The organism is Carboxylicivirga taeanensis, from assembly GCF_051851475.1.
In the GTDB taxonomy this organism is placed as follows: Bacteria; Bacteroidota; Bacteroidia; order Bacteroidales; family Marinilabiliaceae; genus Carboxylicivirga; species Carboxylicivirga taeanensis.
On record NZ_JBPUSJ010000002.1, the window covers coordinates 282,019 to 297,640 of the forward strand.

Below are 15,622 nucleotides of genomic sequence, written 5' to 3' on the forward strand. Positions count from 1 at the left end.
ACGATGAAACTAGTTAGAATACAAAATATATGGCTGACTTGCTTGAATAAAGTAGCAAGTCTTCATCCGAAAACTAAGCGAACGGTTACCACAATAACTTTAATAGGTGGATTATTGGGAGCCACAAGCTGCGATGATTTCTTAGGAGATAATGTGAATCCTGATAAGTCTGTTTATGCTACAAATGACTTGTTGATGCCAACGGTACTATTCTATTCAGCATTGCAAGATTATGATCACGCCGAGTATGGCACATATCTTAGTCAGTGCCTCACCACTGGTGGGCGAAGCCAAACAGGGGCATATGCCTATCGAAGTGGATGGGAATTTCTTGGAATGAACCGTCATCCGCAGTGGCGCCGTCATTTCTTTGATGTTGGTTCTAATCTGGATGTGCTTTTGAGACAAGCAGAAGAGGAAGGTTCTGCAAACTATCAAGCTTTGGGTGGATTACTGAGGGTAATGTCGAACCAAAAGACAACCGATGTTTTTGGAGATATGCCCTTAACAGAAGCTTATGGAGCCAGTGGAGCACCAAAATATGATCCGCAGGAAGATATTTATTTATGGATGAGCAGCGAGATTGAACGCCTTGAAAAGCTGTTTGAAAGTGAGGAGATAAATCAACCAGATAATCGTCTGATGGATGAGCGTGCGGATCGAATATTTGCTGGTGATATGAGTAAGTGGAAACAGGTGTTATACGGTGTAAAGGCCAGATTATTGTTGCGTAACCTACCTAACCTTAATACCGATGCAGCTACCTGTCAGCAAATAATTTCAGCTGCCGAAATGGCCTTACAAGGATGGTCTGATCCGATGTATCAATTTGACGGAGGAACTGTTGTTGAACATAACTGCATGTGGGGAAGGACTAACAAAGGGGTTAATGTATGGGAAAGTCGTCAAAATGATCTTCTTTCAGCTGTTCCTACTGCCTTCTTTATGGAAGACATTATGGCATATGATATTGAGAATGATACTTGTCCAGATCCGCGTTTGCCTTATTTAATGCTAAAGCGTGGAAACATGGAAAATAATATTGACACAGTCTATAGATATTTAGAAGCTAATTATGGCATGCCAGCTACTCATAATCAGGAGTATTATCCAGATTTACACGAATCTGTTCTAACAACAGATGCATCGGCCATTTGTTTGTTAACAGAAGGAGAGCTGCATTTTATTATTGCAGAAGCTGCCTATTGGGTTCAAGATCTAAATAAGGCGCATCAGCACTTTATAGAAGGTATACGTTACCATATGAACCGTTTGGGCGTGCCTGTTGAGCAAATTGATGCATATGTGTCTAACTCAGACTTAGTACCTGGAAGTTCTAATATAACATTGAAGGATATTATGGCTGAAAAGTACAAGGCGATGTATCTGCAGCCTGAGCAATGGAATGATTTAAGACGTTATGGTTACAGTAACAATAATAATGGGATTACCTATTCGACTTTTAGAGGAGAAGAGGTAATTTATCCGGAGCTACGCCGACCATATAACCTTTATGAGCCATATTGGGGCCAACCAAACACCTGGATACAGAGATTGAACTACGATCCGGAAACAGAAGAGAAGTATAATAGAGGTGAACTAGAGCGCTTAGGAGCCTTCCGCAATCATGAATGGTTAAAAAAACCAATGATTTGGGGACGTGCTAATTAGTGTACTTTTGTTAAATAAAATGATTCAAAACCTTTTACAAATGAAAAAGAGTTTTCTTAAATATTTATCTTATTGTTTGGTTGGTTTTTTGCCGTTAACATCCTGTGAGATTAACGACCCAATCAACGACTTAGTAAAAACAGGTGATAAAGCGGCCAATGTGTACATGGAAATACCATTGGATAAAGTCAGTGCAGGTAAGAATGTTGAATTTTATACAGAGTATTGGTCTGAGGATGATCAGTATAGCAAATTGGAAATTTGGTATTCAATTCATATGCAGCTTAATTATAGTTTAACTGCCCCACTAACGAATTACACCTTTTCGCTTGATTCGACAGAACTTTCTAGGGAATTACAACTAATTCAATCTTTTGAGCATAGCACTGATAATTATAATGCGGAAAAATATGCCTATGTACTTGAAGATGGTTTTCCCATTAGTTATACTCTGTCCCCTTCTTCAATCAGTAAATTACTGGATTATGATGAAACGCAAATTCAACGATATTTTCCGCAATCTGTGATCGATCGCTTTTATGTTGGTTTTTTTGAAACATTAAACTATGATTTGTTATATGAGTTGCTTGTGGATAAATATACTATGCTTACAGACGTTGAGTTTGAAACACATTATGATGTTCAGGAGGTTGAAGACCCAAATCAAGCAGGACAAACTATCGAAATTAAAGTGATGAAACCGGAATCTGCTGCTGTACTTAGTGGTATGGTGCGTGAAATCCCACTGCAGGATTTGGTGTTTGAACCATTACATCTTTTTTACAATATGAGTTTTTCAAAGTCATATGAGCTAAAAGCTAAATTTCGAGTAGTTAATGGTTTGGGTGTTCAGAATTTTTCTGAGGAAAAAAATGTAACTGTTTTATAATCCAACAAGTCTATATTATAGAATTATGAAAAAATTTAATAAGTATATAATGGCACTGCTGGCAATAGCTTCTTTGTTATGCACAGTAGCTTGTGAACAAGATATTGATGTGGAGGAGTTTCCCCCAAAGGATATTGAGTTTAGTTACCATTCAGAGTCACTGCATTATGTAATTGGAGAGGAAATAACCTTTAATAATGAGTCGGTTGTAGGAACAAGTTGGCAATGGAATTTTGGAGATGGCACGACTTCCTCTGATGAAAATCCGGTGCACATATACCGTACTCCGGGAACCTACAAAGTAACCTTAACAGTTGATGAAAAGCATACCATCGAAAAATCGTTAATGATTAGTGATATTGTGCCAATTATAAGCTATCAATCTACTGATCCGGTTGTTGTTTTTAATCAATCAGAAGTTCAGTTTGATGTTTTTGTTCTAAACCCAGAAGAGTTGGCTGTAGAGTATACTTGGAGCTTTCCAGAAGGAACAACAGGAGAAGCTATTGGCCAGAACTTGACATCAGGCGAGAAAAGCCCAAAGGCGATGTTTGGAACTTTGGGTAGTCAGGTTGTGAGCTTAACGGTTAAAATTGGAGAAAAGGTATTAGATCCTGTTTCTGTAAATGTAAAGGTTTACTACAACGAGCCAGTTAGAACGCTTTATTATGCTGTCAAAGAGGGTAATATAATGGCTAACAAACTCATACCAGGAATGTCTTTAGCCGTTAATAAGCCTTTCGATTATGGATATCGTTCTGGTAAACACCCGCTTAGTTTGCAGTTTGAAGGAGATAATCTATATGTTTTTGATGCAGGAACACGAACTGGGTATACCGCCGGTAATGCAACCCTTGGTGACGGAGAAATATTTATTATGTCTCATGATGGAGCGCGTCGTGAAACAGTAATCGAAAATTTTGGTGGAGATACTTATAATGACTTCTATTATGGATATGTTGATCAAACTGATATTTACTGGGCAAACCGTCGAGAAGGAATTTTCAGAATCAACAAGGAAACCAGAAATAAGAAGTTTTCATTAGATGAAATAGATTACTTTGTTAAAAACGCTTGGCTAGGTTATTATGGTAAAGGAATTGGCTGGGGACATGTAAACGGACCAATTTCTATGTTGGGTGATGTGTTTTATTGGGGTAAAAACTCAAACGGGAAAGGAATATTCCGTTTTAAAGAAACAGATATCTCAACTAATCCGGATGAAGTGCCTGTTGAAGGTGCTATTGCCAATAATTTCAGTATTCGTGGATTAGCTATTGACGAAGTTAATGGCAAGGTGTACTTCTCAGATTCCCAATATATAAAGTTTTTCCGTTGTAATCTGGATGGGTCAGAACTTGAAGTTATTGATGGTTCACCTGCTGATACAGAGGGAGGCCAATCTGAGCTGCTCTTTATAACAGGAATTGCAGTAGATGTTGATGAGAATGGAAATGGTTATGTATACTGGGCGTACCGTGGGCCTGATGTTCCTGAAGGAGAAAATCCTGAAGAATATTATGCGACTAACCCATTGCATAAGTCAGGTATTAAGCGGTATAGTCTGAATGATCCTAATGCTCAGGTAGAGTATTTTGTTGAAGACGTAGAAGTATATGGTCTTGCTATAGACAACACTATGCGATAAGATAATCTATCCGAATTATGAAAAAAATCTTAGTATTAATTTTATTATCCCTTTGGAGTGGTGCTGCCTTTACACAAGGCGGTATCACCCTGCAAGGGGTAACCTATAGGGTTGATACCTTGGTTCATAAACACGATGTTGGACTAGGGGCAAATCATACCTATTTTCGTTTACCAGATCTGCCGCTTCAAGTATCAGTGCTTGAAATTCCAGCTAAAAATCCTTATTTATCAATTGAGTCCTGCTTAAGTTACGATACAATTAGAGGAATTGAGCCTACTTCAAAAATGGTGGCAAGAAAATCAACTCCAGAAAATTACATTTTTGGGGCAATTAATGGTGATTTTTATAACACCAGTGGTGTTGATAAGGGCTTAACTGTTGGAGGGCAATTGATCAATGGCCAAGTTGCTCTGGTGCCACACAGTTCAAGACCCAATGTAGCTTTTAGTGGCAATAACGATCTTTTTTTAGATGTTATGAAACTTCAGGGAGAGGTTGTCATTAACAATCAAACAAAACTAATAAATGGCATTAATAAGGCGAGAGGAGCAGATCAGCTGATATTATATAATGCTTACGGTGGAAAAACAACTGATACTAATGATTTTGGAGTAGAGGTGGTTGTACAACCTGTAAGTGGAGAGTGGAGTGTGAATACACCTCTTTTGTGTCGAGTAGAGTCCATAGCGGATGGGGAAGGGAACCGATTGCTTGAAGCCGGAAAAGCAGTGCTTTCTGGGCATGGTTTAGCAGCAGATTTTTTACGACAGGTGTCTGTTGATCAGGAAATAACGCTTAATCTAAAAGTGCAATTGGCTAACGATGTTGATGCGAAGCCAATACTAACCAACTCAATAGGAGGTGACCGCATAATCCTTTCAAAAGGGCAAGTTCAGGAAAACAACTGGAAAGAACTCCATCCTCGCTCAGCTATTGGCCGAAGTTTAGATGGTAAAAAAATAATTTTAATGGTAGTTGAGGGCCGTTCAAGTGAATCTATTGGTGTTTCAACAAAGCAATTAGCTGAACTGATGTATCAGTCAGGGGCAAGTGATGCCTTCAACCTCGATGGTGGAGGCTCATCAACACTTGTAATAAGAGGGGATGTAGCTAATGTAACTTCAGATGGATATGAACGAAGCGTAGCTAATTCTTTATTATTCAGCTCTTTAGCCCCTAAGGGGCAAGCCGTTAAGATGCAGTTGAGTGCTCAACATATGACTATTCCTTTTGGACAAAGCAAGCATATAAAGGCGAGTACTTTTAATGAATATGGAGATGTGGTTGATTACCTATCTGCTACTAATGTCAGTTATAGGATTGAAGGTGATATTGGGACTATTAATTCAGATGGTGTTTTTCAAGCGACGGGGAATGCTGAGAAAGGAATGATAATTGGTGAATGGGGTAATTCATCGGATACTGTTCATGTTCGTTTGACAGGAATCGAGTCATTGTACTTTGAACCTGCCCAATTGACAATAGATCACTTAAAAACATATAAGTTTAAAGTATTTGGTCTTGATATAAACAATAATGTAATCGAATTAGATAATAAGCTAATCGGGTTCAGATCATTATCCCCACATGTGGGAACTGTAAATGATGATGGTGTTTTCAAAGGAATTACAGATGGGCAGGTTGTTGTTGAAGCTTATACTTTAGATGAACAACTTAGTGCAGTATGCGACATTAATGTGGAGGTTGCTAAAGGCACAGTTTTGTTGGATGGTTTTCAGCAGCCGGAATCATGGACTACTACATCAAGTTGGCTTAATTGGGTAAAGCTTGAAAGAGGGACTTGGTTAAATGATCATGAGGAGATCTTGAAAGTATCTTATCAAATGACCTATCAAAATAGAACTGCAAGTATTACACTAAGTAGAAATTTTCCAATTTATTCGATGCCAGATTCACTAGCTTTGGTTGCTACAGGAAATGGTGTTAGCTCATCAATCCAGCTAAATATTGAACATCCGTCAGGGGCTTGTGTTGTTCCTCGTTTTTCAGGGCAAGATATGTTGAAGCATAGAGCCCCAATTGATGTGACAAATATTGCTCAAGAGTATTATCCATTGAGTTTTAACTCTATAGTATTAAAGGTAGAGCGTAACAGTAGTTATACCTTTGGTCAAAATTATGAGGGATCATTTTTTATAAAGGGACTATATGCGACTTATCCCGATAAGCAAATTGCGACAGATATAGGCGAATTTCCACAAGTCAATAAGCGGTTTACTATAAGTCCAAATCCAGTTATTGATGATTTAGTGATAGGAAGTCAATTAGTTAGTGAGGCCCTAGAGTTTGAGTTGTTTAATTTGAATGGACAGCTTGTTGGAGTATGGAATGTGGCAATGGATGGAGTAAGCAGATGCACCGTGAATGTGAGTCATTTGTCGCCCGGCCTTTATATCTACAAGATTAGAACAAGTAGCTCTTTAGAAACAGGTAAAATTCTAAAGAGATAATTAAAGTGTTAAATTTTAAGTGCTAAAGATGAAGAAACTAATACTTTTAATATTAGTGATTTGGGTATGTCAGATTATTAGAGTCAGTGCTCAATCGCCTAAGCGAGAAATGCGCGCGTCATGGTTAACAACTGTCTATGGTTTAGATTGGCCTCAGCAGCCAATTCCTGTAACTAATCAAGCATATTATATCAGTCAGCAAAAAAGTCAATTAGTCAGCATTCTAGATAATTTGAAAGCTGCTAATATGAATACTGTTTTTTTTCAGGTGCGTTCGGAATGTGATGCTATGTATCAGTCTTCTTATGAGCCATGGTCCTCATACTTAGTTGAGACCAGAGGCGCTAATCCGGGGTATGATCCATTGGCTTTCGCTATTGAGGAGGCACATAAGCGGGGAATGGAGTTGCATGCATGGTTAAATCCGTATCGCTTTGAAACACAGGTTGGGAAATACAAAGGTAAAGCAGGTGATTACCGGCAAACGAATCCAGAATGGGTGTTGGAATATCCGGATAAAGCAGATGGAGGTAAAAACGTATCAATTTTAGATCCTGGCAGGCCTGGGGTTCGTAAGCGCATTGTTGATATTGTGAAAGAGATTCTTTCAAATTATGATGTAGATGGAATTACGTTTGATGATTACTTCTATGCTTACGGCGGAACACCCGATAACTTAGACCTTAATACACAGAATCTGCATAAGCCGGCAGGTATGGATTTGCATGATTGGCGCCGTGATAATGTCAACAAAATGGTTGCTGATGTTTATCAGGCAATTCAAAGCACCAAGCCTTGGGTAACTTTTGGATTATCTACTTTTGGTATTTGGACTACAGATCAGACTGTTGCTGCAAAAGAAGGTTTAACCTTACCACAGGGAATTAAAGGGTTGGATACTTATAAGTCAATATATTGCGATCCTGTTGCCTGGTTACGTGACGGTAGTGTAGACTATATTTCACCCCAGTTATATTGGCCCACAACTAGCATCGGTCAGGATTATGATGTATTAAGTCCCTGGTGGTCAGATGTGTGTGGTAAATACCATAAGCATTTATATGTAAGTCACTCTTTGTCCGATTTGGAAGCATCCTCTTATTCGGCTTTGAAATCGGGCTCTTCGATTGATATTGCAATGGAATTGAATGGAATGTCTATGCTCGAATACTTATCTTTTAACGAAGGAGTTAATTTAAAGTCAGCTCCTACAGAGTATGGTCAACAAATTCAAATTAACAGGGCTGCTGATAAAATGGGAGCTCCTGGGAGTGTGTTTTTTAGAGCTAGTAATTTTTATACTCAGGGATTTGTAAACTACCTGAAAACCAATGAGTACCGCAATAAATCTTTAGCTCCCGCAATTAATTGGAAGACAGCGCCGGTAATGAATTTGCCTTCAAATATACAACTAGATGGGCAGCAGCTGGTATGGGAATCAGTCGATAAAGGCATGAGGTATGTTATATACGCGGTTCCAAATGAAGCAGTTGGAGGAAAAGTTAATTATGCGAGTCCAGAGTATTTATTGGATATTACTTATACGAAAAGTTTCGACTTAGCTAACCAGTCAGAGTTAATAGCCACACATCAGTTTGCTGTTGCTACATTGGACAGGTATGGCAACGAGTCTTCAGCGGTAATGATGGGGCAAAATCCGGGCAATAACTTGCCAGCTAGTTTGTTGATGCCTGAAAATGGACAATCTGTTTTTCTACCTTTTTCATTTAGATGGGAAGAGGTCGCTGATGCTAATGGTTATCATATTGAAATAGCAAATGATATTTCTTTTTCTGATGTGATCTATAAACGGGAACTTTCAGGTACTGATTTTAAAGCCTCAAACGTAAATTTTCTGGTGGGGAATACCTACTATTGGCGTGTTTATTCTAGGAGTAATGGAGTAGTTGATGAAGTATCAGAGACACGAAGCTTTACGGTTATTGAAGCCCCTAAATGCGTGATTTCATCTCCTGCCAATAATGATATAAATGAATCTTTAACGCCGCATATAGCTTGGGAAAAGTTTGGGGATGGATATACTTATATACTTCAGGTGTCATCGAATAGTAGTTTTTCATCTTTTGTGTTTGAGAATGCCGATATAGGATCTACCAGTATTCAGATTCCAGCTAATACTCTATTGCCATACAGCACCTATTTTGTAAGAGTTAAGGCGGTTTTCGAAGGAGTAGAATCGGCATGGTCTGATGTTGTTCAGTTCTCAACGGTTGAGGAAGCTCCAAATATACCTGTTATTCTATCTCCTACAGAAGGACAGAACATTGGGGCGAGTTCTGTTGAAATATTGATACAAGCAGATCCTAAAGCTGCATCATTCAGGGTTGAGCTGAGTGAACGACCAGATTTTCATTTTATGTATTTAAAGGTTTTAACCTTAGATGCATTTACTTACAAGGCTAATTTCGAAAAATTAGACGCAACAAAATATTATGTCAGGGTACGCGCTAACTATGGGAAAAATAATTATACAGCTTGGTCAGAAGTACGATCTTTCGAACGTTTGGCAACTAATACGCCACAGCTTGAAGGTGATATGTTGAGTTTATATTGCCCAGGGCAACTATCCGATAGTGAGGTGATTGTTAATGTGGAATTACCCGAAGAAACCATGGTTAATTTATCTCTTTATAATATAAGTGGTGCACAGGTCATGTTATTGGAAAGTTCTCAGATGAGAAGAGGAAAGTATGAATTTGTTTTGCCTGCAGACCAGTTGCAGCGTGGTATGTACATTTTATCATTAAAAACTGGCCTAGGAAGTAAAACTCTTAAAATTGTAAAGTAAGTTTTTATCCCACTCGATCTATTTGTTGGGTGGGATTTAATTCATTCCCTATGAAAATAAAATTCTTTTTCTTCGTCTTTTGGCTATGTAAAACTATTGTAGCACAGGATTTTGTGCAAGTTGATTCTGTGCAAAAAGTAAATCTACCAACTTATGGGGGTGTTTTTTACCCGGTTTTAAGTCATGATGGTATGAAGGTGGCTTTTACAAGTTATGCAAAAAGAGGTCTTCAATTATATCATTTTAACAGTGGTCAACTAGACACTCTTTTATTGAGAGATACCTTTGTTAAACATGTTGTTTTTGATAAGAGTGATCGACAGCTTTTTTTTACAAAATCTGTTGAAAAAGGATCGTCCGAATTAGATTCATATGCCATTAGGGAGTGTTCATTATATGAATCTGTTACGCGGAAAAATCGCGGTGTTTTTCGTCTTTTTTGTTCTGAAGATGATTCTTATAAGGATGATATGCTTGATTCTTTTGCCATCAAAAATGGGTACTTATCGTATCCGTTTCTAATAGCTCAAGATAAAGAAATAAAAGAGTATGTTGATTCATTAACTGCATACACCCACCTACCGTTAGGTCAATGTTATTATTTAAATCCATCTTTATCCCCCGATGGTGAAAAGATATTGGCGTTTGGAGTTCATAAGGGAACTTTTGTTGCAAGGCGAGATGGAACAGGCTTGATGATGATTCCGAGAATAGAATCTCCTATTTGGTTGTCCGATGAGGTCGTAATAGGAATGGTTACTCAGGATGATGGGCATGAAGTAAGTTCTTCTGCAATTGTGGCCTATAATCTTAAAAGTAAGAGCTATCAGGAGTTACTTCCGTTTAGCTCTCTAGCTCAGTATCCACGATATAATGCAAGCTGTAAAAAAATTGTTTGCCACACGGCCGGTGGTCATTTTTATATCATTCATTTAGCTCCTTAAATATTCAAATTTACATATTATTTAAACTATTCTCTTGATCCGCGCAGGAACAAGGATAGGGGAATTTTTTTTGCTGATTTCACGAGGGATGTTGCCTCTTGTTATTGGCTGAATGTTAACACAATAAATTTAAATTCAAAATTATGAAACATCCTATGTTACTCATTAGTTTGTTGGTGTTTTGCACGTGCGAAATGCTTGCGCAACCAGCTTTGAAAAGAGGGCCTGTCAAGCTCATTGAGGCTCATGAGAAGCACTACATGAATGCAGAATGGTCGCCCGATGGGACAAAAGTAGCATTTACTTCTGAAAAGCACGTTGGCATATACGTGTGCGATCCAAATGGAAAAAATTTAAAGCAGCTCAGTGAAGACGATAATGCTGGCTTTAGTTTTTCTTGGTCTAGTGATGGTCGGTCTATTTTATCACGTCCAACTGTCATTACCGATGGGAATAGATATAAAGAAATTGTGATGTATGATGTGGTTGACGGGGTAAAAGAAGTACTTGTTGAAAAGTCTCAGAGTATTATCAGCCTGCCAGTCTGGGCTGAAGGTGGATCAGCTGTCGCATACAGCACATTAAACGGACTAGAGAAAGTTGAAACGGGGAAGGTTGCTTTAAAAGGACAGGAAACACAGCCTGTTTCATTACTGAAGAGTAGTGTTGTTGCGGCTCCTAAGGATATTGTACTCCATCAACCCGAATTTGAAAACAGATATGTTTTCAATGTTGTACAGTCACCTAATAGGGCAAAGGTCGTGTTTCAGGTAAATGGATTGGGTTTATATGTTATAAATGCCGATGGAACCGAGCTTAAGCATTTGGGGTATGGTGAGCAAGCGTCCTGGACACCCGATAGCAGGTATGTATTAGTGACCCTTGTGAAGGATGATGGAGTGACTTTAACAGAAGGTTCAATTTCAGCGATTGATGTTGAGACAGGTGTTACTTATCCTTTGCTTAATGACCAGCAAATTATTGCATTAAATCCTGCTGTATCCCCCGATGGAACAAAGGTGTTAATTGATAATGCTAAAGATGGTTCTATTTATCAGTTTGAATTAAAGTAATGTAATATCCGATATTTAAATAAAATGAGAAATAATATATATAGAAGTGTGCTTTTTATACTCCTTATGAGTATTGGGGGGCAAAGCATTTTAGCACAGATTACAGGACTTAGTGAGTATGAGATTTTTCTTGATCCCGGGCATTCGCAAACAGAAAATATGGGACTGTATAATTACTCAGAATCTGAAAAGGTGTTGCAAGTTGCATTAGAACTGAAGGCTATGTTCGAACAGCAAACCGATATTAGAAAGGTGCATATGTGTCGTTTAACTGATGAGGATGTTATTTCTTTAACAGCTCGAACAGACCTGGCAAATTCACTGGGAGCTGATTTTTATTATTCCATACATAGTGATGCAGGAAGTCCTTCTGCAAATAGCACTTTAACAATGTATGGTGGGTATAATAATGAAGGAGTAACTTTGGAGAAAATGCCTCAAGGAGGCAAAGCCTATGGTGCTATTCTTTGCGCGGATTTAACAGGTGTTATGAGAACTATCACAAGAGGGAATTATGCTGATCGGGTTTATTACGATGGAAACTTAACAACACATTCAACTCAAACCCCATGGCTCCATGTTAATAGAACAACAAACATGGCATCTTTACTTAGTGAGGCTGGTTTTCATACTAATCCAACTCAGCAGCAGCTTAATATGAATGCCGAGTGGAAAAAAATGGAGGCCTTATCTGCTTTTAGGTCCTTTTTACAATATAAGGGATTGGTTTGTCCTGAAATAGGCATATTAGCAGGAATAATTACTGATGCTGACACAGGTATGCCAATTAATGGGGCATCAGTATCTGCCGATAATAAGAACTATATCACCGATACTTTTGAATCATTATTTAATAAGTATTCGAACGACCCAGAGGAACTGAGGAATGGCTTTTATTTTATTGATGGCTTTCAACCTGGCAAAATGCTTGATGTTTCAGTTGAAGCAGACGGATATGTTTCGCATCAGGAGGCTATATCGTTGACGTCTGCGATAGAGGGTTCAACGGCTGATAATATTTCCTTTTTGGATGTTGCCTTAACAAGCACAAAACCTGCAAAAGTTGTCGAGGCAATCGCTTCAGAGGGGGAGTTGTCTTCTTTAATGCCTGGTCATGACATTATTGTTTCTTTTTCACGAAAGATGGAACAGGCGTCAGTAGAAAGTGCCATTGCAATATCACCTGAAGTTCCAATTTCAGCCAAATGGCAAGATGAATTTACATTACTGATTAATACTGAGCAGTTAAATTTTGAAACAGCATATGTTTTATCATTAGATGGGGGTGTAGCTAAGAATGCTTTAACTCAGCAGTTGTTGGATGGAGATGCAGATGGAACAGAAGGTGGTATTTATGAGTTAGCTATTAAAACATCGCCAAATGATGTTGATGCGCCAGTAATTATACAATGCTGGCCAGAGGAAAACCAGATGGTCGAAGAAGTAAGACCAGTAATTCGTGTTGTGTTTAACGAGCGCATTGATGCTGCCAACTTACCAAAAGAGGCTTTGAGTGTTGTGAATACTGTTTCAGGTCAGGTAATTAGTGGAAGTTTGGAAGCAAATGAATACGATGGACAGGCGATTCTTCATTTCTTTCCTGCTGAGGATTTGGTCGATAATGAATCTTACAAGGTTGTAGTTGCTCCAGGGGTATCAGATATTTATGGTAATGAGATTCTGGGCAAAGAAATTGTGTTTAATGTCGAAGAAAATGAAATTATCTCAGAGACAGTAATCGATGGTTTTGATAATGGAATCGCACCTTGGTGGCAACCACAGGCTTCGGGCTCAACTTCAGGAATTGTAACGGAGCAAACAAACACTGTTCATGAACAACAGACGGTTGTCAAATTTAACCAGCTAGAAGGAAGTCTCAGGTTGAATTATGGTTGGCTAAATCCAGGTTCAGGCTACATCAGACACTACCTGCCACCATCATCACAACAAAATACAAATCGGTTTAGTTCAAAACATGTCCTACAAATGTACGTTTTTGGAGATGCATCAAATAATAAATTTCGTTTTATGCTAAAGGATGGAAATTCAACCTACGAAGCAAGTGATTGGTATGTGATCGATTGGTTGGGCTGGAAGTTAATTTCTTGGGATTTGAGAGAAGGAAAGTCGGTTGCTTGGGTTAATGGTGACGGTGTTTTAGACGGTGAAGGATTCTATTTGGATGGCATACATCTTACATCATCTGCCGAAGGGAAGAAGCTTGGAACTATTTATTATGATGATTTGAAGTTTGTTGAGTATCGTAATGTGGTAACCTCTTCTGGAGCGGAACGGCAACAAGTTATAGACGTGTATCCAAATCCGGTACGCGACATACTATTTCTTGAAGCAAATTCGGTTATTGAGAAGGTTAGTGTGTTTGGAGTTGATGGTCGATTATTACTTAATAAAGTTCTTGGTGCTAAGAGTGGTAGTTTTAGTGTAGTAAGTTTGCCTACTGGTTATTATATAGTTCACATAACAACAAGTGAAGGGGTAGAAGTCCGAAAAATAAAGGTTGTGATATAATAATATATCCTATTTGTTAAGATATATTATAATTGACTTGTTAGTTTAAGTTATTGCCAAACAGTTGATTACTATTTTTTGGTTCAAAAAAATAGTATGGCTGTTTGGCAAATCTTAAAAAAGAAATATATTTGAACATCTAATTTGTAATACATATTAGATGTGATAAAAATATAAACTTTTAATTCAATGTTATGAAAAATTTTTTTACTCTTTTAACGGCGGTTGTAATCAGTTGTACCGCATCAGCTCAAAATTTGAAGGTGAATAAACTTTGGGATCACTCAGTTCATGGCACTGCCGACTGGAGTGGTGGATTTCCCAATGGAGGTAACGTCCCTGCTTGGATGGGAAATTTAACAGAGCGTGGAATGGCTCATTTTGATGGAAAGCTATACATTCCATCTCGTCACTCTAATACTATTATAGTTTTAGATGCATTAACAGGTAATAAGGTCAAAGAAATAGGAATTGACGCTTCAATAACTGGCGGTACGTATGCTTTTAATGATATTGTCATGACTGATAATGGTGATATTGTTTTAGCTAACTTAACAACAGCGTCAACAAAATCACCATTTCAGGTATATGTTTTATCTGATGATGGAACAGGAAATTATACAAAAGTAAATAAAATAATAGAGTGGACCTCTCCTGCCGGTACAGAGGAGACTCCTGAGCCTGAATTTCGTATTGGAGATGGTATTGGAGTTTATGGAGATGTTATAAATGGAAATGGGTATGTAGTAGCTGCGAATAATGCTATACCGGCAAGGGTGTTCCGTTGGGATGTTACCGATGGAGTTGTTACAGCCGACCCTGTTGTGTTTGATGTCCAAACAGTTTTACCTGCTGTAGATCCTGGGAAAGCTCCAAAGATTGGTTTGGCCCCAAAGTTTTGGCCGGTGAGTAATGATTATTTATATATTGACGGACACTCAATAATGCCTGGTTTATACGATATGTCTGGAAACATGATTAGCTCCTTTGATGTTGAAGGAGTTCTTCCTAAAACTTCCGGTATTTCTGGTATTTCTGCATTTTCATTTAAGGGTAAAGAGTATTTATGGTTGGCTACTACTAATCATGTAGCAGAGCCGAAAGCGGCGTTTGAATTATTTGAAGTTCCGACTTCTGGTTTGGCAAGTGCTGTATCTTTAGGGGTGTATCCTGAAAACGGTTTGGGTACTAATACTAATGCCTCTTATATGGCTCCAGTTGCTTTTGATGTTCAGTTGAATAAGGTGTTGCTTTTCTGCTTGTCGCCTAATAATGGTGTTGCAGCGTTTGAATTGGTGGAAGATGCAGCTACCTCAGTAGATAAAAATGAACGAGGAGGTTTGAGGATGTATCCTAACCCGGCAACAGATGTTATTAACTTTACAGAAGAGGTGGTTGAAGTGCAGTTGATGGATATGGCTGGTAAAGTTGTATTGCGTTCAAATAATGTTCAAGAATTGTCTTTAGTAGGGCTTAAAGGGTTTTATATTATAAAAGCAACCTCTCAGACTGGAGCTCAGTTGGTTGAAAAGCTGATTGTTAGATAGGGGTAAAATATAAGTTATTATTGATAGGATTAGCTGCG

Annotated in this window: 9 protein-coding genes; all 9 read left to right on the top strand. The window is 38.3% G+C overall.

The genetic code is table 11. From position 1 onward, the window contains the following. Positions 1 to 3 precede the first annotated feature (3 nt). The 9 genes from ACSX1H_RS04680 (at position 4) to ACSX1H_RS04720 (ending at position 15,584) form a co-directional block, all read left to right on the top strand. On the top strand, positions 4 to 1,671 hold the full coding sequence (locus ACSX1H_RS04680; RefSeq protein ID WP_439182562.1) for a SusD/RagB family nutrient-binding outer membrane lipoprotein: 1,668 nt from the start codon (positions 4 to 6) through the stop codon (positions 1,669 to 1,671). Between the two features lie 40 nt (positions 1,672 to 1,711). Continuing rightward, positions 1,712 to 2,560: a hypothetical protein gene (locus tag ACSX1H_RS04685; RefSeq protein ID WP_439182563.1), complete on the top strand. Its 849-nt coding sequence runs from the start codon at positions 1,712 to 1,714 to the stop codon at positions 2,558 to 2,560. 25 nt (positions 2,561 to 2,585) lie between these two features. Next, positions 2,586 to 4,208, top strand: coding sequence for a PKD domain-containing protein (locus ACSX1H_RS04690; RefSeq protein ID WP_439182565.1), 1,623 nt, complete (start codon positions 2,586 to 2,588; stop codon positions 4,206 to 4,208). A gap of 17 nt (positions 4,209 to 4,225) precedes the next feature. Further along, positions 4,226 to 6,682: a phosphodiester glycosidase family protein gene (locus ACSX1H_RS04695; RefSeq protein WP_439182567.1), complete on the top strand. Its 2,457-nt coding sequence runs from the start codon at positions 4,226 to 4,228 to the stop codon at positions 6,680 to 6,682. 28 nt (positions 6,683 to 6,710) lie between these two features. Beyond that, on the top strand, positions 6,711 to 9,491 hold the full coding sequence (locus ACSX1H_RS04700; protein ID WP_439182568.1) for a family 10 glycosylhydrolase: 2,781 nt from the start codon (positions 6,711 to 6,713) through the stop codon (positions 9,489 to 9,491). 50 nt (positions 9,492 to 9,541) lie between these two features. Next, the gene (locus ACSX1H_RS04705) at positions 9,542 to 10,435 is read left to right on the top strand and encodes a hypothetical protein (protein WP_439182570.1); all 894 of its coding nucleotides are present in this window, start codon (positions 9,542 to 9,544) and stop codon (positions 10,433 to 10,435) included. Between the two features lie 143 nt (positions 10,436 to 10,578). Next, complete coding sequence (locus tag ACSX1H_RS04710) at positions 10,579 to 11,508, top strand: TolB family protein (RefSeq protein ID WP_439182571.1); 930 nt, start codon at positions 10,579 to 10,581, stop codon at positions 11,506 to 11,508. 24 nt (positions 11,509 to 11,532) lie between these two features. Beyond that, positions 11,533 to 14,037, top strand: coding sequence for an N-acetylmuramoyl-L-alanine amidase (locus ACSX1H_RS04715; RefSeq protein ID WP_439182572.1), 2,505 nt, complete (start codon positions 11,533 to 11,535; stop codon positions 14,035 to 14,037). A gap of 194 nt (positions 14,038 to 14,231) precedes the next feature. Next, positions 14,232 to 15,584 (top strand): T9SS type A sorting domain-containing protein, encoded by a 1,353-nt coding sequence (locus tag ACSX1H_RS04720; RefSeq protein ID WP_439182573.1) that lies wholly within the window; start codon positions 14,232 to 14,234, stop codon positions 15,582 to 15,584. Positions 15,585 to 15,622 lie beyond the last annotated feature (38 nt).

Excerpts from the sequence above, each read along its gene's own strand:
- ACSX1H_RS04710 (WP_439182571.1), top strand. The coding sequence starts at position 10,579 with ATGAAACATCCTATGTTACTCATTAGTTTGTTGGTGTTTTGCACGTGC.
- ACSX1H_RS04680 (WP_439182562.1), top strand. The coding sequence starts at position 4 with ATGAAACTAGTTAGAATACAAAATATATGGCTGACTTGCTTGAATAAA.
- ACSX1H_RS04695 (WP_439182567.1), top strand. The coding sequence starts at position 4,226 with ATGAAAAAAATCTTAGTATTAATTTTATTATCCCTTTGGAGTGGTGCT.
- ACSX1H_RS04700 (WP_439182568.1), top strand. The coding sequence starts at position 6,711 with ATGAAGAAACTAATACTTTTAATATTAGTGATTTGGGTATGTCAGATT.
- ACSX1H_RS04690 (WP_439182565.1), top strand. The coding sequence starts at position 2,586 with ATGAAAAAATTTAATAAGTATATAATGGCACTGCTGGCAATAGCTTCT.
- ACSX1H_RS04685 (WP_439182563.1), top strand. The coding sequence starts at position 1,712 with ATGAAAAAGAGTTTTCTTAAATATTTATCTTATTGTTTGGTTGGTTTT.
- ACSX1H_RS04705 (WP_439182570.1), top strand. The coding sequence starts at position 9,542 with ATGAAAATAAAATTCTTTTTCTTCGTCTTTTGGCTATGTAAAACTATT.
- ACSX1H_RS04720 (WP_439182573.1), top strand. The coding sequence starts at position 14,232 with ATGAAAAATTTTTTTACTCTTTTAACGGCGGTTGTAATCAGTTGTACC.
- ACSX1H_RS04715 (WP_439182572.1), top strand. The coding sequence starts at position 11,533 with ATGAGAAATAATATATATAGAAGTGTGCTTTTTATACTCCTTATGAGT.